The 18,895-nt window shown below is 63.1% G+C and carries 8 protein-coding genes, 1 tRNA gene and 1 pseudogene; 3 read left to right on the forward strand and 7 right to left on the reverse strand.

Translation table 11 applies throughout. The features are described 5' to 3' along the window. Positions 1-120 precede the first annotated feature (120 nt). Positions 121-197: transfer RNA gene (locus tag NKJ80_RS21190), tRNA-Met, on the forward strand. A 43-nt stretch (positions 198-240) separates the two neighbouring features. Here the strand turns inward: NKJ80_RS21190 and NKJ80_RS21195 are convergent. Together NKJ80_RS21195 and NKJ80_RS21200 are read right to left on the reverse strand one after the other, a co-directional pair. Next, a pseudogene (locus NKJ80_RS21195) lies at positions 241-1,299 on the reverse strand (helix-turn-helix domain-containing protein). 389 nt (positions 1,300-1,688) lie between these two features. Continuing rightward, positions 1,689-2,483 carry a SapC family protein gene (locus tag NKJ80_RS21200; RefSeq protein WP_352498255.1) on the reverse strand — a complete coding sequence of 265 codons (795 nt, stop codon included), beginning with the start codon at positions 2,481-2,483 and terminating at the stop codon, positions 1,689-1,691. A 238-nt stretch (positions 2,484-2,721) separates the two neighbouring features. On the opposite strand from NKJ80_RS21200, the gene NKJ80_RS21205 reads away from it, so the two are divergent. Both NKJ80_RS21205 and NKJ80_RS21210 read left to right on the forward strand, forming a co-directional pair. Continuing rightward, positions 2,722-2,991, forward strand: coding sequence for a DUF6916 family protein (locus NKJ80_RS21205; RefSeq protein ID WP_023672960.1), 270 nt, complete (start codon positions 2,722-2,724; stop codon positions 2,989-2,991). A 72-nt stretch (positions 2,992-3,063) separates the two neighbouring features. Beyond that, positions 3,064-3,642: a 2OG-Fe(II) oxygenase gene (locus NKJ80_RS21210; protein WP_352498256.1), complete on the forward strand. Its 579-nt coding sequence runs from the start codon at positions 3,064-3,066 to the stop codon at positions 3,640-3,642. Between the two features lie 15 nt (positions 3,643-3,657). Here the strand turns inward: NKJ80_RS21210 and NKJ80_RS21215 are convergent, their stop codons facing one another. From NKJ80_RS21215 to NKJ80_RS21235, 5 genes are all read right to left on the reverse strand, one after another. Beyond that, entirely contained in the window at positions 3,658-4,185 is a 528-nt protein-coding gene (locus tag NKJ80_RS21215) for a GNAT family N-acetyltransferase (RefSeq protein ID WP_023835059.1), read from the reverse strand. 10 nt (positions 4,186-4,195) lie between these two features. Next, positions 4,196-4,723: a phage tail protein gene (locus NKJ80_RS21220; protein ID WP_023685706.1), complete on the reverse strand. Its 528-nt coding sequence runs from the start codon at positions 4,721-4,723 to the stop codon at positions 4,196-4,198. A 9-nt stretch (positions 4,724-4,732) separates the two neighbouring features. Continuing rightward, the gene (locus NKJ80_RS21225; RefSeq protein ID WP_023672956.1) at positions 4,733-5,254 is read right to left on the reverse strand and encodes a phage tail protein; all 522 of its coding nucleotides are present in this window, start codon (positions 5,252-5,254) and stop codon (positions 4,733-4,735) included. A 12-nt stretch (positions 5,255-5,266) separates the two neighbouring features. After that, positions 5,267-5,773: a phage tail protein gene (locus NKJ80_RS21230; protein ID WP_023672955.1), complete on the reverse strand. Its 507-nt coding sequence runs from the start codon at positions 5,771-5,773 to the stop codon at positions 5,267-5,269. 118 nt (positions 5,774-5,891) lie between these two features. Continuing rightward, positions 5,892-18,842 carry an inverse autotransporter beta domain-containing protein gene (locus NKJ80_RS21235; RefSeq protein ID WP_352498257.1) on the reverse strand — a complete coding sequence of 4,317 codons (12,951 nt, stop codon included), beginning with the start codon at positions 18,840-18,842 and terminating at the stop codon, positions 5,892-5,894. Positions 18,843-18,895: the final 53 nt, after the last annotated feature.

An 18,895-nucleotide genomic window follows, 5' to 3' on the forward strand; every position in this document is an offset into this window, starting at 1 on the left:
GCAAGCAAGAGCTTGCCCTGGAGAGTCCGGAGCAAGCAAGAGCTTGCCCTGGAGAGTCCGGAGCAAGCAAGAGCTTGCCCTGGAGAGTCCGGAGCAAGCAAGAGCTTGCCCTGGAGGTGACGCGGGGTGGAGCAGCCCGGTAGCTCGTCAGGCTCATAACCTGAAGGTCACAGGTTCAAATCCTGTCCCCGCAACCAACAAAAAAATGTACGGCCCGGAGACATGGGTAACATTCTGTACCTAAGACATGGGTGACAACCTCGTGCCGAACGGGTTGTCGATGGTTTGCAAGGTCCTTTGTTCCAGGTCGATATATCCGAGATCATAGTGCATGAAGCTGATGAGCCAAATGCCGTCGTCGACTTCGGTGATTCCGAGCCTTTGGCCGGCGAGCACGGTGGAGATGTTGATCTTCTTCCTGTGCATGCAGATGCGGCCGCAGGCGGTGACGAGAATGTCCTTGTTATGGAAGGGGTAGTCCAGCTCGGGGAGGCCTTGATAGGCTCTTGAAGAAGCTCTGTAGAGCTCGGCTGGCACTTTCATTTGGATCGCCTCGTGGGGCCTCTCGTCGTTGAATTCGCTCATGAAAGCATCGAACCGGGCCTGCTGCTGGAGGGCGTTCATGCCCGGCGGCCGCGTGGTTGGGGCTGGCGAAGGGCAGGCCATTGTCGCTTCTGATCGCTTCCGGCAGGCCGCGTTCCTTGAAGAGCCGGACGAAAGCCTCGAGGACCGGAACCTCCTTTGTCGATTCAAGGGCTTCGCAGGCCAGCAGGTAGCGCGAGGCCTGGTCGGTGACCGTCAGGGGGTAACAGTATTGGCGGTTGCCGAGCTTGAACTCGCCCTTGAAGTCGGCGCACCACAGATCGTTGGGCACAACCGCCTGGGACAGTTGCGTGCCCACGACCTGTTCGCTCGGTTCCTCTTGCGGGCCTGGCTCACAAGGCCGTGGCGATCGAGCACGGCATGAACGGTGCTCCTGGCCGGGATGCGGACGTCGCCGGCCAGCCTGCGCACCAGCAGCTCGCGTATCTTCCTGGCACCCCAGTGCGGCTTCTCCCGCTTGCTCTCCACGATCAGCCGCTCGATCTGGTCGGGAAGCTGGTTGGCGTAACGCACCGGCCGCCGCGAGCGGTCGGTGAGCGCATCCAGCCCGTCCTCCTTGTAGCGGTTGAAGATCTTGTAGCCGGTCTTGCGCGAGATGCCGAACTCGCGGCACACATCGCTCATGCCTTCCCCGTCGAGAAGACGAGCCACAAAACGAAGACGTTCCTCCATCACCGAACACTCTTTCCACGGCATCAACACCTCCGGCCAAAAGCCAAAAGTGTTACCCATGTGTCCGGTACAAATCGTCACCTATGTCTCGGGCCGCTCAAAAGCCCGCTTCACGCGGGCTTTTTGCGTTCGGACCGTGATCGATGGCGACGACCGGCTATTCAACGATCGAGGAGGGCAGCAAGGCTGGCGTGCTCGACTTTATTGACAGGTCCGCGAACCGGGGGGTGATGCCGCCTCGGCGCATTTCGGCGAGAGCTACACGTCGAGCATTGGGAGTTCGCCAGCCCGTCATGGCAAGCGATCTGCACGACAACAGCATGATTCGAGCCGCGGAGAGATCGTCGTGCGAAGGCGCGAACCGTTGATTTAAACAACCCGCGCCTTGCCGAAGCTTTTCGTCGCGGGCCGCGTCAGCCAGCTCGCCGCAATGACGCCTGGAAGGCCAGCGAGGTCCAGCTGTTGCTCGAGGCGAGATGGCAACAGAGCAGCGCAAGCGCGCCGGATTTCCTGAGATCAAGAAACGCCTCGTCGCTCAATTTGTTGAAGGCCGGCTCGTCGATCACCTGAAAGTCGGTGAGGTTGAGGGTCTCGCCGCCCTCCAGCGTCACCTTGCTCTGCCGCGGCGCGAACAGGCCGTGCGCGTCGATCTTGTCGATCATGGCGCGAGTCGCATTGAAGTCGGTCTGGAACTGGCTGCAGAAGGCGAGCGCCTGCTTCGAGGCCTCGGCCGGCTCTTTGCCGTCGAAGAAGGGCGCGGTCTCGTCGCTGTCCTTGGACGAAGGCATCTGCTCGACGACGCGTTCGCTGGCACGGTCGATGCACAACGTCAGGCGGCCGGTCGTTTTCGATTCATCGGCGAGGATGAAGGGGTAACGGCGGACATAGGCGGGAATGTAATGCGGCTCCGCCCATTTGCCGTCGGCGCCTACGAACAGGTTCTGGTCCTGGCGCAGACCGGTGATGATGACAGGCGCCTTGGCGTCGCCAATGAAAACGATCGGATAGGAGCGCATCGCCGCGGGCATTTCCGATGCGACGACGGGGATGGCGTGCGCGGTGCGGGCAAAGGAGAAATCGGCCCGCGCCGTAAGGCCGAGTGAGCCGTGCCGCAGCGGATTGAGCGCCTCGGGTTTTTTGTAGAACAGCGGCAGCGCGTTGGTCGCGGTGCTTCCGGCCGGGGCCGTGTCTGTTTTCGCGTCAGTCATCCCTAGTGTTCTCCTCTTATACCATTCCGGTTTAGGCCAGTGGCTGCCGGTGCGCAACGCGTTGACGGCTGCTTCACCCTACGTGGCCAAGATAAATCTATCTGTTTGTTTGATCGTGCTCTTTTGTACTTCTGGAGATCGAGCTCTATAGACAGCACGCCATGAAGCGGCGAGATTGGCTGACGGGATAGACATCTCAAGAGAGCCGTCTGAAAGACAGACGAACCAGGGCAGGCGCATGGCATCGCTTTCGGATTTCGAGCAGGGGCAGAGCTTTTCCGTCGAAGCCGGCGGTCAGACGCTCACGATGGAACTGAGCGCGGTGCAGCCCATTGCCAACAGCCCGCGCGACGGCGGTGGCTTCACGCTGCTGTTCAGGGGGCCGCGCGACGCGGCGCTGCCGCAGGCTATCTATCGGTTCAACGGCAAAAGCGGCGCCCATGAGATCTTCATCGTGCCGATCGCTGCCGATGAGGCAGGGCGGCTTTACGAGGCGGTATTCAACTGATTTTTTTCGACCGGATCGGCCACGGGGACGCTCCGGCCATCAGGGCGATTTGGCAGCGCGGCGGCTCGACATATGATCGACTATATCGAGATTGCGGACGTATTTGACGGAGCGGCGTGTAGCGCACTGTGCGCGGAAATTCGGGCGGCCGTGGGCCGTCCGGCCGGCCTGCTGGGGCGTGCCGACCAGAAGATGGCATGGCCGGAGATCCGAAAGACCGTGCGCGCCGATGTTTCGCAGGCCACTGAAGAGCGAGTGAGTGCCCTGTTGGCGCAGCAGAAGGCGGCTCTGGAGCGACATTTCGGGCTGCTGCTCGGCCAGGTCGAGAAACCTCAGTTCCTTCACTATCGGCAAGGCGATTTCTTTGTGCCGCACCAGGATGGCAACACGCCGCTCATTCACGACGAGTCGGGGTTCCGAAAGATCTCGGCGGTGATCTTTCTCAACCGTCAATCGGACAACCCTTCGCCAAAAAGCTATGCAGGCGGCTCGCTGGTCCTGCATGGGCCTTACAGCGGCCCGGGCCTGCGCGTTGCCATGCCCGCGTTGCCGGGCTCTCTCGTCGCCTTTCGTTCGGAAACGACGCATGAAGTCACCCCGGTCACGCGCAACGAACGTTTCACCATCGTCTCCTGGTATCGCGGCACGTGACGACCGGCACGGCCCTTACGGCGAACGGATCATCAGGTCGTAGAGGCCCTTGTCCTCGGCAACGGTGAAGCCGAGGCGTTTGTAGAGCCGCCGCGCTGGATTGTTCTTCTCGACATGGATCGAGACCGACTTGCCGACGGCGGCGGCCTCATCGATGAGATCGGCGAGCAACGCACCGCCAGACCCCTTGCCGCGATGCGCCGGCAGGAAGGCGATATCTATGATGCAATGCTCGCTCGCCGAGCGCTCGATATACAGGCGACCGATATCTTGCCTTGCCTGCTCGATCACCAGCCAGTCGGCGTTGGGATAGTATTTCTGGTAATGCGCGTGCTGCGCTTGAAACTGCATGTCGAGGAACGCCGTTTTCTGCGCATCGCTCCACGGCGTGACGGCAAGTTCTTCGGCGCGGGTCGAGGCGTAGAGCGCCGACAGGAACGGCAGATCGGCGTCCGCCATCGGGCGGAACGTCAGATCAATCCGCGCCGCGCGCACCCAGCAAAATATAACAGGCCCGTTGTCCACAATCGGAAGCTGGATCATGGAGTGGCGCTTACGGACGCGCCGGATAAACGCCTTGCATGGCAATGATGAACGTCATCGCCAGATAGGGAGGCAGGTTGTTGTGAGGCAACGTACTGCCCGCCATGCTCAGTGCCTGGGGGTCCATCTGGACCAGATTTTGCGAAGTGTTGTTCTGATACAGCGTTCCGCCCCCCGACTTCCCCAGAACAACCGCATCGGTAAGAGTTCCCTGGGCGCCACTCTCGGTGGACATCGCGACAAAATGATTATGTTGCGGCATTTCCGTTTGCAGAAGGGTGATGGACGTTTCGCCACCCGTCTCGCCGAGAAACCGCTCCGACAAGCCATTGCCCTGTCCTTGCCCCATGGGCGCGGAGCCAGCCATATTCGGCAACGCGAAGGTCGACTTGCCGTCGCCGCCGTAAACTGTGCCCAGCAGCGAAAACAGCGCCGTATTCTGCGAGATTGGCAGGAGCTGGCCATCGCAGGTCGCCCACCCCGTCGGGGCGAAATCTCCGGCAAAAATTCGAATCTCGGCGACGAACGGATTGGTCATGGCAAGTCTCTAGCTTTGCTGGGGGAAGATGCCAAATAGCGAGATGATGAAACTGACGGCGAGGAAAGGCACCATATTGTCGTGAGGCTGGCTGCCGCCGGCCGGCGAAATGGCTCCGGCGGCCATGTTGCCATCAGGTGCGATACCCACATAGGGCGTCAGCAGGCTCGATGTCGCCAGGACACCGCCGGACGGACCCGGATTCTTGGCGATATTCGACGAACCGGTCCAGGTATGGGAATGGTTCGGCATTTGTTGGGTTGAAACAGTGACGGATTCGACCCCGCCCAGTTCTCCGATGATATAGGTCTGGCTGACCAGCGGGCCCTTGCCAGCATGGACGGGGATGCGGGATGCGAGGTTGGGCAGGGCGAATGTTTCCTCCCCGTCGCCGCCATAGGTCGTACCGATCAGATTGAACAAGGTTTCGTTCTCGGAGATCGGCATCAACTGGCCTTGGCAGAACGCCCAGCCATTCGGAGGGAAATTGCCACCGAACATCCTGATCTCGCCGACAAAAGGTTGGCTCATCGAAGCGTCCTCTTAATTTCGCGACGGGAATATGCCTTGCAGGGCAATGATGAAATTCAAGACGAGATAGGGCGATCTGTTCTCATGCGGCTGGCCGCCACCGACGAAAGTGATGTTTTCCTTCGCCATAGCCACCGCGCTGCCAGGCGGCTGATAGATCGGGCTGGCGTTCGCCCCCAACAGCGCGCCGGATGGATTGTTGACGTTGCCGGCAGTGTTCGATGCGTTGACGAAATGGTTGTGTGTCGGCATTTCGCCGAGCGTGAGCGTGTGAAACTCTTCGCCGCCCTGGCCGCCGACAATTGCACCAATAGGGCCGCCCGTATGAACCGGCGCACGTCCCCTCATATCCGGAAGGGCAAAATTTGTCTGGCCGTTGCCGCCGTACCTGGTGCCAAGAAGTGAGAACAATGGCTGGTTCTGGTTAAGCGGCAACAACTGGCCGTTACAAAATGCCCAGCCGCGCGGTGCATAGTTCCAGGAAATGATCTTGACTTCACCTAAATAAGGCTCACTCATCCCCGTTCCCTCCGTTGGCCGCTTACTGTCTGAATTCTTGTATTATGCCTAAGTAAGACAACAAGTCGATATCAAATTCATAAAATATATTTCCTAGGACGAAATCCAAGGTTGCTGACTACGGTGTCGCGGCAGGCAGCAGTGGCAGCGGCTGGTTGAAGAACGTCCGGGTGTCCGTCAGTGCCGTTGCCCCGCCATTGACGGTTTCGATACCGGCCTCGCTCGCCTGCGGTACGTTGATCGTGCCGTCGGCGCCGCCGAGGCCGTCCGCGAGGAAGCGGATGGCATTGGCGTTGTTGACGTTGGTGATGGTGTTGGCATGAACGTCGGCATTGATGATAGCGCCGGCAAATGTGGCGGTGACCGTGATGCCGCGGCTGTCGGCATTGTCGCGAATGGTGTTGTTGGTGACCGTCGCGTGCACGGTGCCCGGCTGCACGAGCTGCGTGATCGAGACGCTGTCGCCACCGCTTATGCCGTTGACGCCGATGCTCTGGATAATGTTGTTGTCGATCAGCACCTTGGCGACGCCGAGGCTTTCATGCCCAACCCTGATGCCGTTGCCGGTTCGCGATCCCGAGGTTGCTACGCCTTGCGTACCGATGACGTTGTTGGCGATTGTGCCGTCAAGCGTCCGTGCGAGGTCGCCGCTGCTGAACACGTTGATGGCCGTCGAGTCGCTGTTGGTGACGGTGTTGTTCCGGACGGTGAAATTCAGATTGCCGCCCGTGCCGGCGCCGGAATTGCTGCTCTGGGTAAGGTTGATGCCGTTGTTCAGATTGTTGAATAGATTTCCCGTGGTCTCGCCGATGTGAGCGTTGACGGTGCCGTCATTGGCAATGACGAACAGACCGGTTCCAGGGATGACTCCCGGTCCGGGATAGGCGTTGTTGCCGGTGAAGGTTGCGCCGTCGACGGTCAGCGTCATCGTCGGCGCGCCGGCGACACCGGCGCCGTCCGCCTCGAAGATGAAGTCGCTGCCGGCATTGTTCGAGGCGCCGTTGTTCGAGAACGTGCCGCCGCTCACCACCAGGTTCGCCAACGTGCCGCCGGAATTGATGACCTGCACGTTATGGGTGAATGAGTTGGAGACCGTGAGGTTGGTGAACGTGGTGACGTGCGAGGCGTTGCCGGTAAGTTCGTTGAACAGGATTCCGGACTCGGTGTTGGCATCGGCATTGCTGTTCAGGGTCAGACCGTTGAGCACCATACCGTTGACGCGCAGGCCCTTTATGCCGTTGCCCGCATTGTCGCTGATAATCATGTTGCTCAGGCTGACATCCTGAGTGTCGGTCAGGCTGACGCCATCGCCGGTCGAGTTCTGGATCGTGCCGCCGCTGCCCCCCGTCGCGCCGGTGCCGGTCACCACCAGATTGCCGCTGGTGCCGGTGTTGTTGAGCACGATGCCGTTGGCTGCACCATTGGACGCAATGCTCCTGAACGTCACGTCGCCGGCGCCGATCGTCGTGTTGGCGACATTAAGGGCCGTGCCCGTGCCGGACACGATGGTGTTGCCGGTGCCCTGCACCGTCATCGTGCCGCCGGTGGTGGCTGCCGGACCGGGGCCGGTGGCGCTGAAACCGGCGCCGCTGGTCGTGGCGATGACCAGCCCGCCATTGGTGAAGTTGATCGTCGCGCCGGCATTGTCGCTCAGGCTGACGCCAGCCGCCGTGGTCGAGGTGATCGATTTCGACGCGCCGGAGAAGGTGATGATGCCGGCGACATTGTCGTCCAGCAGGATGCCGATCTGGCCCGCCGCATTATGCGTGATGTTGCCCGACAGGGTGATGTTGCCGGCGGTCAGGGCGCGATCCTGGATGTTGACCGCCTGGCCGGTGCTGCCGCTGGTGATCGCGCCGGCATAGGTGAAGGCCGCCGTGCCGCCGCTGTTGGCGGTGCCTAGGCCATCGCCGATACGGATCACGGCGCTTGTTCCGCCCACCAGCGCGCCGGTGCCGAGGTCGATCGCTCCCGAACCGGTGACGGTATCGAGGATGACGGCGCTGGTGCCGCCGGCGCCTTTGTTCGTGGAAGCGAAGGTCACGCCGCCCGCCGCGATGGCAACGCTGTCAAGGTTGACCGCGACGCCGCTGCCGGTCGAAATCGTGTTGCCCGAGCCGATAACGGTCACGGTGCCAGTACCGTTGCTCGTGGCGTTGAAGCCGGTGCCGGAGGTGGTGGTGATGGCTAGGCCGCCGCCGGTGAAGTTGACCGCGGTGTTGGTGTTCGCCGTCAGGTCGACGGCATTGTTGGCTCCGGTGGTCAGTATCTTGCTGGCGCCGGAGAAGTTGATCGTGCCGCCGGTGTTGGCGTTGACGAGGATCCCGTTGGCCACGCCGCCGGTGGCGCTGAGAGTGCCCGACAATGTCGTGGTGCCGGCGGTGCGGGTGGAGATGCTGACGACGTTTCCGGCCGTGGTCTTGGTGACCGAGCCGGCATAGCTGACATTGGCCGAGCCGCCGGTGACCAGGAAGGCCGCGCCGGTCGCGCCGCCGAGCGCACCGGAGCCGAGGCTGACAGTGCCGGCGCCGGTGACATTGGTCAGCGACACGTTGTTGGTGCCGCCGGTCGAATTGGTCGAGGTGAAATTGATGCCGGTGGTGGTGGCGATGCCGTTGAGGTTGACCGCCTGCGCGGAAGTGGAGCTCACCGTGCCGGTCGTCACATTGACCATGCCGCCATTGATGGCGCTGAATCCGGTGGTGCCGTTGGTGACGATGTCGAGGTTTGCGAAGCTGACGGTCGAGGCCGTGGCGCCGTTGTTGATTGCGACTGCGGTGCCGGTCATCGGCGTCGTGGTGCCGAGATCGACCGTACCGGTGAAGCTCACCGTATTGGCCGCCGTCGCGCCGGAAATACTAATGCCGCTCGCAGCGCCGTTGGCGATCACCGAGCCGGCGAAGGTGAAGCTGCCGCCAGCGCGGGTCGAGATCGTGGCCGCCGCGCCCGACGTGCTGATGATGGAGCTGGCGCCGTCGAAGCTGATCACCGCGTTGCCGCTGGTCACCGAAAGGCCGCTGCCGCCCGATATATCGACATTGGTACCGGCAATCGTGCCGCCAGCGCCCGACGCGCCGCCGAAGGCGATGCCGGTTCCGCTCGCCGCCGTGGTGATGTTGACGTTGGTCAGCGTCGTCGTGCCGGTGGTGTTGTCGAGTTTGAAAGCAATGCCGGTGGCGCCGGTGCTGGTGACGTTGGTGATGGTGGTGTTGGACGCGTTCAGCCACACATCGCTGGCGTTGCCGGAGAAAGTAACGTTGTTGATCGTCGTGCTGTTCGACGGGGTAATCTCGATACCCTGCGTGGCGAAATTGCTGATGGTCATGTTGCTGATGACGGTATTCGCAGCACCCGCGCCATTGTCCTTGACGCCACGCGCGGCACCCGCCGGGCTGCCATTCAGGATGAAGCTGTCGATGATGTTGCCGCTGGCGCCGAGCGTGATGACATTGTTGCCGGCGCTCGTCGTCAGCGTCGCGGCGCCATTGGGCGTCTGGTCGATGATCGAGATGCTGTTGCTGGCGAGCTGGATGGTGGAGGGCACCGTCAGCGCCAGATTGATGTTGCCGTTGCCGAAGCCGCGCACCTGCTCGCCGGTGGCGAGAGCCAGCGTGTCGTTGCCATTGCTGCCTGCCGCGGTGATGGTGCCGCCATCGTTGACGAGAACCAGGATGTCCGTCGCCACGGCTGCTGCTTCGGCGGTGGCCAGCGTCGCGAGATTGTTCTGGTCGCGACCGCTGCCGTCACCGGTCGCGGACGCGCCGACGAAATAGACCTTGCCGACTCCGAAGCCCAGGCCGGGAGCCGACTGGAAGTTCACATCCTGGAAATTGTAGGTGCCGGCAACCGGCGCACTGGATGCGTCGATGCCTACATTGGCGCCGATGGTCGAGAGCTGGTCGGTCGCCGATTCGCCGTCGCCATAGGTGAAAGCGAGGTTGGTGGCGCTGTTGAGGAACACGCCGGTGTTGACGCCGGCAATGCTGGAGCTGGCGCCGCCGACAACGGCATCGCCGAGGCGTACCGTCTGGCCGCCAGTGGCGCCACGCAGGTCGACGCCTATCGAGGTGCCGGCGGCGGCGGCATTGGTGACATCGAAGTCATTGGCCGTCACCGCCGCATTGATGGTGGCACCGTTGAGGTCGAAGGCCACGCCCGTGGTGCTGTTCAGGCCGATGTCGAGATCGTTGAAGGACAGCGCCGCGCCAAGCGCGCCGGAAACATCGACACCACGCGTGGTGATGCCTTGCAGGTTGACCGTGCCGAGAATGATGGCGCCGCCGCCCGACGAGGCGATATTGGTCAGCGAGATGCCGGTTGCGGCGGCAGTGGCCGAAACACTGTCGAAATTCATGCCCGCAGCGCCAATCGTAACGCCATTGAGGTTCAACGCGGTGCCGCCGGCCGTCGTGGTGATGCTGTTGTCGCTGAGGAGCGCGCCGACGCTGACCGTGCCACCGCCGCTGGCGTTGAAGCCCGTGCCGGAGGTGGTGGTAATCATCAGGCCACCCGTATCGAAGTTGATCGTCGCGCCGGTGTTGGTCGTCAAGTCGACCGCCGTATTGGCGCCAGTGGTCAGCGTCTTCGTGCCACCGCTGAGAGTGATGGTCCCGCCGGAGTTGCCGTGGACATAAATACCATTGTCGAAACCGCCGGTGGCGCTGAGCGCGCCGGACAGTGTGACCGTGCCGCCGGTGACGCCGGAGATGTCGACGATCTTGCCGGCGGTGGTCTTGGTGACCGTGCCGCCATAGCTGACGGTCGCAGCACCGCCGGTGAGCTGGAATGCGACGCCCGAAGCGCCGCTCAATGCGCCGGATCCGAGGCTGACTGTTCCGGTGACATTGGCCAGGCCAACATTGTTGGTGCCGCCGCCCGACGAGGTCGAGTCGAGCGCAATGCTGGCGGCGACGTTGATGAGGTTGATCGCCTGGCCGCTGGTCGAATTTACCGTCTGGGCTGCAGCGGAAGCGGTGATGCCCATAACGCCACCGGTCCCGACAATGCCGGTGCCGCTGGTGGTATCGATGGTCAGGCCGTTGAGGAAGTTCACCGTGCCGGCGCTTTGCGAGAAGCCGACGCCGCTGCTCGTGTCGATGTTGGCGAGGCCGGCGATGTTGAGGTTGCCGCTGACCCAGTTGATGCCGCCGCCGGTCGTCGCGACGTTGTTCACCGTCACCGTGTTGAAGTTGAAAGTGCCGGGATTGGTGTTGATCGCACTGATGCCGAAGCCTGTGGTGCCGGTGATGGTGGTGGCGCCGCTGACCGTGACGGTGGCGTCAACGCCATTGAGGGCGATGCCGTTGACGCCACCGTAGGCGGTGATGCTGTCGAACTGGATATCGCCGGATACACCGGACAGCGTCAGGCCATAACCGCCGACGCCATTGCTGCTTGTGCCGGCGACGAAGGCGCCGCCGTCGACCTGGTCGATGCCGACGGTCGCTGGAACGGCATCGAAGGTGACACCGCTCACCCCAAAGCCGCCGGTTTCGCCATTGTTGCCCAGAAGCGTGATGTCGGAGAAGGCGCTGACCTTCATCAGCCCGGCGCCGACCGTGCCGTCAACCTTGGCAATGTCGCCGCCGGTTGCCGACAGGATCAGGTTCGACAGTGCGATCTGGCTGGCAGCGGCGCCGTCGGTAAGCGACAGGGCGCCACCGGTGCCGCCGGCGATCGTGGCGCGGCGCAGGATAAGATCGGTGATGTTGGTGCCGGAGATGCCAAGGCCCGCACCGGTGTTCTGCACGATGACATTTTCGATGCCGGCCTTGCCGGAGAAATCGATGGTGTTGCCGTTCGCGGTCGTCAGCGTCGCCAGCACGCTGTCGACATTGGACGCTGCCGTGATGACGGTCGAGGCATTGATGCCGCTGAAGCTGAAATTGCCGCCGAGGCCGCCGCCGACGGCGCCCAGCGGCGCGGTATCGATGGAATCGCCGGCCTTGAGACCGATCAGGATCTGCCCATCGGCAAGGTTGAGCGTGTTGTTGCCGCCGCCATTCTGCTGAGCCTGCATCATGTCGATGAGGTTGCTGGTGCCGTTCTGCGACGTGTCGACAAGGATGACAACCGAGGCGCCCGACGCTTCCGCGCCGGCAATCGAGCCCGGATTGGCGGCGGTGCCGTCGCCGTCGCCGTCCTGGTCGACATAATAGGTGGTCGGTCCCTGGGCCTCGGAGAGGTCGCCGATGAAGCCGCCATTGGCGCCGTCGACATCCTGGAAATTATAGGTGCCGCCGACCGGGAAAACGCCGGTGGAATTGAGGATGTCGATTGCCTTGACCGTCGACAGCTTGTCGACCGCGCTTTCGCCGTCGCCATAGATCAAGTTGATCGCCGTCGTCGGGGTGAACTGGAAGCCGATGCCGGGTCCGGCGCCGCCGATGCTGGAGGATGCGCCGGCCGTGTTCGGATCGCCGAGCTGGATGGTGCCGGTGCCGGTGGTGTTGGACAGGTTGACGGCGGTGGTGCCGGTCGAGGAAGCACTGGTGAGCGTGAAACCGCCAGTCGTGAAGATGCTGTTGACGACTGCATCGGCGAAGGTGATGCCGGTCGAATTGTCGCCGGGCATGGCGATGGTCAGGCTGGCGAAGTTTACCGTCGAGCCGAGCGTGCCGGAAATGTCGACGCCGGTCGAGGTGATGCCTTGCAGGTTCACCGTGCCGAGATTGAGCGTGCCGCCGCTGACATTGTTGAGCGAAACGCCGGTCGCCGCTCCATTGACCGAGATGGAGCTGAAATTGATGCCGCCGGCGCCGACCGTCGCGTTGTCGAGGTTGAGCGCGGTGCCTGTCGTCGTGGTTATCGAGTTGCCCGTGCCGCTGACGCTGACCGTGCCGGCGCCGAAAGTGCTGGCGGTGAAGCCGGCGCCGCTCGAGGTGGTGATGACCAGGCCGCCATTGGTGAAGTTGAGCGTGCCCATGCCCTGGGTCGGGCTGATGCTGGGCAACTTGACGATCGCGTCGTTGGTGCCGCTGCTGGTGTTGAAGATCTTCGACGCACCGGAGAAGGTGGCCGTCCCGTTAGACGATCCGTCAAACCGCACGCCGATGCCCGTGCCGGTATGATCGATCGTGCTTGAAATACTGTAGACGCCGTTGGCGTTGCCGGTGAAGACGAAGGCCGCCGTACCAATGCCAGTTGCTGCCGTAGTCGAAACGACCGAACCGCTCATGTTGAGCTCGCTCCAGTCGGCCACGGCCTGCACGACCATGCCGGTGTCGACCTTGATCGAGCCGTTGTAGTTCAGCGTGGCGTGAATGAGGTCGTTACCGCCGCTGACGGCGATAGCCGCACCGGTGGTGCTTGTCGTCGCGCCGATGCTGGCGACGCCGCCATTGCCGCCAACGTTGATGATTCCTGCCTGCAGGCCGTTCGTGACAATGCCGGCTTCCCCACCGTCGATGGTCAGGGTGGAGCCGGCGACGTTGGCGATGTTTATGGTGCCCACTTGCGGGCCGCCGATATCGAACCCTCGGTAGCTGACGTCGAGATCGGTCGTGCCGGTGAAATTCACCGCACCGGTGCCGAGCAGGGCGTTCAGCGAGGCGCCCATGTAGCCGGTATCTTTCAGGCCGCCAATGTTGACGTCGCCCGCCAGATTGGACCCTGTCAGCAAGACGCCGGCAGCGTCCGATGTCGATACGGCCGAGACGCTGTCGAAGGTGACGCCGGCGGCGCCGACGTCGGCGAAGACAATGAACAGACCATTGCCGCCGGAGGCGATCTTGTTGCCGGTGCCGGAGACGCTGACGGTGCCGCCGAAGGCGGCGCCGAAGCCTTCTCCGGTCGTTGTCGTTATATCCAGGCCGCCATTGGTGAAGTTGATCGTGCCGTCCGTGTTGTCATACGGGACGATGGCGGAGAGGGGGCCTGTGTAGCCGATCTGTACAGCTGTCGTCGCGCCAGAGCTTATCTTCTTGCTGCTTCCCGAGAAGGTGACGGTCGCCGCCGTGCCGTTGGCGATGCCACCGATGAAGATCTGGCCGCCATCGGCTGCGTTGCCGTCGGTCAGATTGCCCGACAGCGTCACCGAGCCGCCGGTCAGTTCCTGGATCGAGACGGCGGCACCGGTGCCGTTGCTGGCGATGGTGCCGGCATAGGAGATGATTGCATTGCCGCCGCTCTGATCGGCCGCCGAGCCGACGTTGAAGGCTGTACCCGAACCGGTGTTGGTCAGCGTGCCGGTGCCGAGCGCGACCGTACCGGTCAGATGCTGCAGGTCGACACCGCTGCCGGAACTGAAGCTGGCGCTTGTCGAGGCGAAATTGATGTTGGCCGCAATGCCGTCGAGCGCCACCGCTCCCGCATTGGTGGCATTGATCGTTCCGGTCGTGACGTTGACCGAGCCGCCTCCGGTTGCAGTGAACGCCGTTGCGGCGTCCGTGGTGATGTCGACATCGGCGAAGGTGATTGTGGCGCCGGTGTTGTTGGTCAGCGATACGCCGCTGCCGCCGATCGTCGCCTTGTCCGTGAAGTTGACCAAGCCGCCGGTGCGGTTGGCGATTGCGATGCCGCCACCGGTCAGCGTGCCGGGCGTCGCGCTGTTGGGCAAGGTGCCGCGGGTGACCGTAATGTTGCCGTTGCCGCCGTCGACATCGAGCAGCGTGCCGGCAACGTTGATATTGTTGTTGATAATCGACAGGTTGCCGGTGAGGCCGTCGACGTTGAACGCCGTCTGGCCGGCAGCGACATTGCTGACGGTGACGCCTTCGATAACGATGCCGCCGGAATTGTTGAAGCCACCCACGCTCTGGTCGATGACGAACACCGAGCCGCTGCCGCCGCTGTAGTCGAAGGCGGTGTTGCGCACCTGATTGCTGCCGAGCAGATGAAGGGTGTCGCCCGTGCTCTTGACCACGCCCTCATCGCCGGTGACATTGCCGCCGGTGGCGCCGAGATTGCCCTGCACATTGACCGGCTGGAACGTACCGGAGGTGAGGATGGAATTGCCGTTGCCGAAACCGGTGATCGACTGTCCCGAATCGAGCGTGAACGGCGTCGCGCTGAGGTCGACGATGCCGACAAAGGCGAAGGTCTGCGTGCCAACCATGGCATCGGCCTGGGCGGCCGTCACGGTGGTGACATCGGCGCTCAGCCCGTTCGTGCCCGCGTGAATAGTGCCGCCTGTCTGCGAGATCATGACGACCCCGCCGACAGTTACCGCCAGTTGGGCATCGCCGGTGAAGACGACATCGTCGAAGTCGTAGTTGCCGAGCGCCGGATCCAGCCCGATCGTATTGACAGTGTAGCCGCCGGTTGCGGCGGTGATGAAGGATTCCAGCCCATCGGCGGAATTGCCGTCGCCGAAGGTGAAGTTGGCGTTGGCCGACGTGGCCGTGGTGCCGCCTGACGACAATTCGACACCGACGCCGACATTGTCGATCTTGGAGCCCTGCAGGAAGGTGATCGTCTTGTTGCCGGTCGTCGACGACAGGTCGATGCCGCGCGAGGTCAGGTCGCCGGTGCCGGTAATGCTGGTCAGCCCGAAATCGGCTGTCGTTGACGAGCCGCTGAAGTCAATGCCCGTCTGGTTCAGCCCTTCGCCGAGCAACACCGTCGTCGTACCGAAACTGACGTCGTTGTTTGTGCCGCTGAAGTTGATGCCCGCGCTGCCATAGGCAGAACCGATGACAACGATGGTGGGGCCAGAGAATGTGACTGACCCGGTATTGCCCCCAATATCGATGCCGTTGAGGCCGGCCTGGCTGATTTCCGCATAGCCGAAGCTGACTGCCCCGGTATTGCCGCTTAGCGCAATGCCATTGCCGAGCACCTGGCCGATGAAAACGTCGCCGCTGAAGCCAACCGTTGCCGTGCTGCCGCTGATCGAGATGCCGTCGCCGGTGGTGCTGCCGATCGTCGTCGGGCCGGTAACGCTGACGCTGCCGCTGACGCCCGAAAGGCTGACGCCGGTTGTGCCGCCGACGTGGCCGATGTTGGAGAGCGTGACACCGAGCCCGATATTCGACGCCGTAAAGGCGGATGTGGTGTTGTTGTTGACGGTACCGCCGTCGATCGAAAGCGAGCCGGTGCCAGTTGACGTGGCCTGGACGCCGCTGCCGCCATTGCTGGTCGCGTTGAGCGTCTGGAAGCTGGTGATGGCATTGCTGTTGATCAGCAAGCCGTCGCCGGCATTATCCGACACCGTCGTCGTGCCGGTGAAATTGTAGGTGCCGTCGCCCTGGATCGACAGCCCAGCGCCGCCATTACCGGTCGAGCTCAGATTGCTGCCGGAAACGTCGTTGGCGCCATCGAACAGCACGCCATTGAGGGCGGCTCCCGACACGGTCATGCCGGTCAGCACGACGCCGGCAACGCCGCTGCCATGGATGCCGTTGGCGGTACCGCCGGAGATGTTGAAGTCCTGGAGCGAGGTATTGTTGGCCAGCGTGACGACGTCGCCGCTGCCCGAAGCGGTCAGCGTTGCGGCACCGGCCGCATCCGAGATGGTGCTGCCGTGATCGACGTTGTCGCCGGTCACATTGATCGGCAGGCCGCCGAGCGAGAAGGTGCGGCCGTTGCCGAAAGAGGCCAGGGTCTGCCCCGCTTCGAGCGTAAAGCCGTCGGTGTCGTCGATGACACCGCGATTGACCAGCACGAAAATCGCGGTGCCGTCGGTATTGTTGTCGGCGTCGGTGATCGAAGCCAGGTCCGAAAGCGAGGTACCGTCGCCTGTGCCGCCTGCAGCGACAAAGAGCAGCAGCGTCTGGTCGAACAGTTGCGGCCCGTTGAACGTCGTCGTGCCGAATGCGTATTGGCCCGAACCGGAATTGAGGCCGCGTGCGTCGAGCGAGGCGAGGTTGCCGCCGATCGAGCCGCCACCGAAGGTGAATTGGGCGTTGGCGGTGTCGGCCGGCGAGCCGGCAATGCCGAGCCGCACGCCGGTGCCGACATTGGCGATGGTGCCGCCATTGGTGATGATGATCGTGCCGCCGTTGGTCTGGACAAGGTCGATGCCGATGGACGTCGTGCCGCCGGTGCCGTTTATGTTCAGCGACTGCGCCGTGAAATTGGTCTGGCTGCCGGAGAAGTCGAGGCCGATGCTGGAGCCGAGCCCCGAGATGATGATGTTGCCGGCGATGACGGACGCATTGACGCCGGTAAACACCATGCCGTCGGTGCCGGGATCGGTGATGTCGATGTCGCCGAAGCGGATCGCGGCCGGCGAATCCGTGATCGCGATGGCCGGTCCGGTCGTGTTCGAGATCGTCGTCGCGCCGTTGACGGTGAAGCTGCCCGAAAGATTCTCGAGCACGACGCCCGATGCGCCGCCGGTCTGGGTGATCGAATCCAGCACGATATGGGCGGTGATCGGATCGATGAAGACACCGACGCCGTCGTCGCCGAGCGCCTTGTTGCCCGACACCTGGCCACCGGTGATGGTGATCGAGCCGGCGACCCCGGTGCCCTTCACGGTAATGCCGGCATCGTTGTTGTCGAGCGCGTTGAGGGTGGCGAAAGTGTAGGTGCCGTGGCCGGTTATATCCAGGCCGTCGTCGCCATTGCCCTGCAGCAGCGTCGTGCCGATGAAGTTATAGGTGCCGTCGCCTTCGATATGCAGTCCGTCGAGGCCGTTGCCGGTCGCGGTGAAGTTCGAGCCATTGACGCCGGTCAATGTGCCGGTGAAGTCGGCGCCGTGGCCGACCGTGCCGGTGACGGTGACGTTGGTCAGCGTGGCGCCGGCGATGTTGTTGCCGAAGATGCCGTCCTTGCCGCCGGTGATGATGATGCCGCTCAGCGTGTTGCCGTTGGCGAGCGTCAGGACGTTGTTGGCGGGGTTGGTGCCCTGGAGGGTGCCGTTGGATCCGCCGAAATTGTAGGTGCCGATGCTGCCGTCGACGAGCCGCGCCTGGACGCCCCCGCCACCGCCGATGACGGTCTGGCCGTTGGCGAGCGTCACACCGGCTGTCGTAATGTTGCCCTTGCCGCCGAGCGCGACGACGACGCCGTTCGCGCCGGCGCCGGCGACTGCATTGTCGAGCGTGGTCGGGTCGCCGATCGTGCCGAGGCCGAGCGCGTCGTTGTCACCATCGGCAAAGAAGAACTGGCCGAATGCCGTGTTGGTGGCGGCATTGATCGCCACCCGCGTCGACGTGCCGGTAACTTTGTCCTGGCTCTCGATGCGTACGCCGATGTCGCCGCGCACGCGCTCGTTGACGCGTTTGCGCAGGCCGGGGCTGACCGGATAGACCGGCTCGGCGCCGTCATCGGCCGAAGACGAGCCCTTGTCGAAAGCGTTGAGCGGCACCGTCAGCCGGATGCTGCCGGCGAACTGGGTGTCATCGCGGTTGTCGTTGCGCACCTCGCCGGTGAAGGTCAGCGACGTGCCTTTGCCGATGACGTCGCCGATCGAATATTCCAGGCCGGCCTTGGCGCCGGTGATGCTGCCGTCGTCGCCGTCGGGATCGCCGAAATGGTAGGCGCCGACATCGAAACGCAGTGAATGGTTCTCGGGCAGGTTGAGCGGCACCTGAACGCCGACCTCGCCCTCGATGCCCCAGGCCGCGTAATCGCGGTGGGCGATGGCCGATATCTGCTCGATCAGCTGATGACCGACCAGCGACAGGCTCGACTCTTGCCCGGCCGTGCTGCGGTCGCCGCTGATCGGCAGATAGACGTTTACGTGCGCATCGTATTTTGAGGTGATGGCCTCGAGGCCAAGCGTCGAGGCGACGAACTGGTGACTGTCGTGGTTCTGGATGTTGAGATAGGCGTAGCCGCCGATCATCAGATCCGGATTCACGATGCGGCGAACGCCGAGGCCGACGTCCTGGCCGAAGCCGTCGTCGAAATCGTATTTCGAGCGCACATCGAGAAAGAGAACGGATTCGAGGTTCTGCTTCAGCGGCAGGAAACCCTCGATCGCCGTGTTGCCGCCATTGTTGTTGGCGCCGATGATGGCGCGGACCTGCGGCTGCCACAGTCCGGTGTCGCCGGCATGGGCGGCTATGCCGGAAAGGGCAAGTGCCAGAGTGGACAGCGCAGTCGTTTTCCAGAGATGCCTGGAAAAACCTGGCCGGCGATACTTGCTATTCGCCCGGAAGCTTCTTCCGTGCGTCGCCATGTCATTGATCTGCCGAGTTTTCTCGGTCGTCTCCATCCCTTGCGAACCCCGAC

It is taken from the genome of Mesorhizobium sp. M0030 (assembly GCF_040323695.1).
Classification (GTDB): Bacteria; Pseudomonadota; Alphaproteobacteria; order Rhizobiales; family Rhizobiaceae; genus Mesorhizobium.

What these genes read in the sequence shown, in the direction of transcription:
- NKJ80_RS21220 (WP_023685706.1), bottom strand. Translation starts at nt 4,723, where the DNA reads ATGACCAATCCGTTCGTCGCCGAGATTCGAATTTTTGCCGGAGATTTC.
- NKJ80_RS21210 (WP_352498256.1), top strand. Translation starts at nt 3,064, where the DNA reads ATGATCGACTATATCGAGATTGCGGACGTATTTGACGGAGCGGCGTGT.
- NKJ80_RS21200 (WP_352498255.1), bottom strand. Translation starts at nt 2,483, where the DNA reads ATGACTGACGCGAAAACAGACACGGCCCCGGCCGGAAGCACCGCGACC.
- NKJ80_RS21235 (WP_352498257.1), bottom strand. Translation starts at nt 18,842, where the DNA reads ATGGCGACGCACGGAAGAAGCTTCCGGGCGAATAGCAAGTATCGCCGG.
- NKJ80_RS21230 (WP_023672955.1), bottom strand. Translation starts at nt 5,773, where the DNA reads ATGAGTGAGCCTTATTTAGGTGAAGTCAAGATCATTTCCTGGAACTAT.
- NKJ80_RS21215 (WP_023835059.1), bottom strand. Translation starts at nt 4,185, where the DNA reads ATGATCCAGCTTCCGATTGTGGACAACGGGCCTGTTATATTTTGCTGG.
- NKJ80_RS21205 (WP_023672960.1), top strand. Translation starts at nt 2,722, where the DNA reads ATGGCATCGCTTTCGGATTTCGAGCAGGGGCAGAGCTTTTCCGTCGAA.
- NKJ80_RS21225 (WP_023672956.1), bottom strand. Translation starts at nt 5,254, where the DNA reads ATGAGCCAACCTTTTGTCGGCGAGATCAGGATGTTCGGTGGCAATTTC.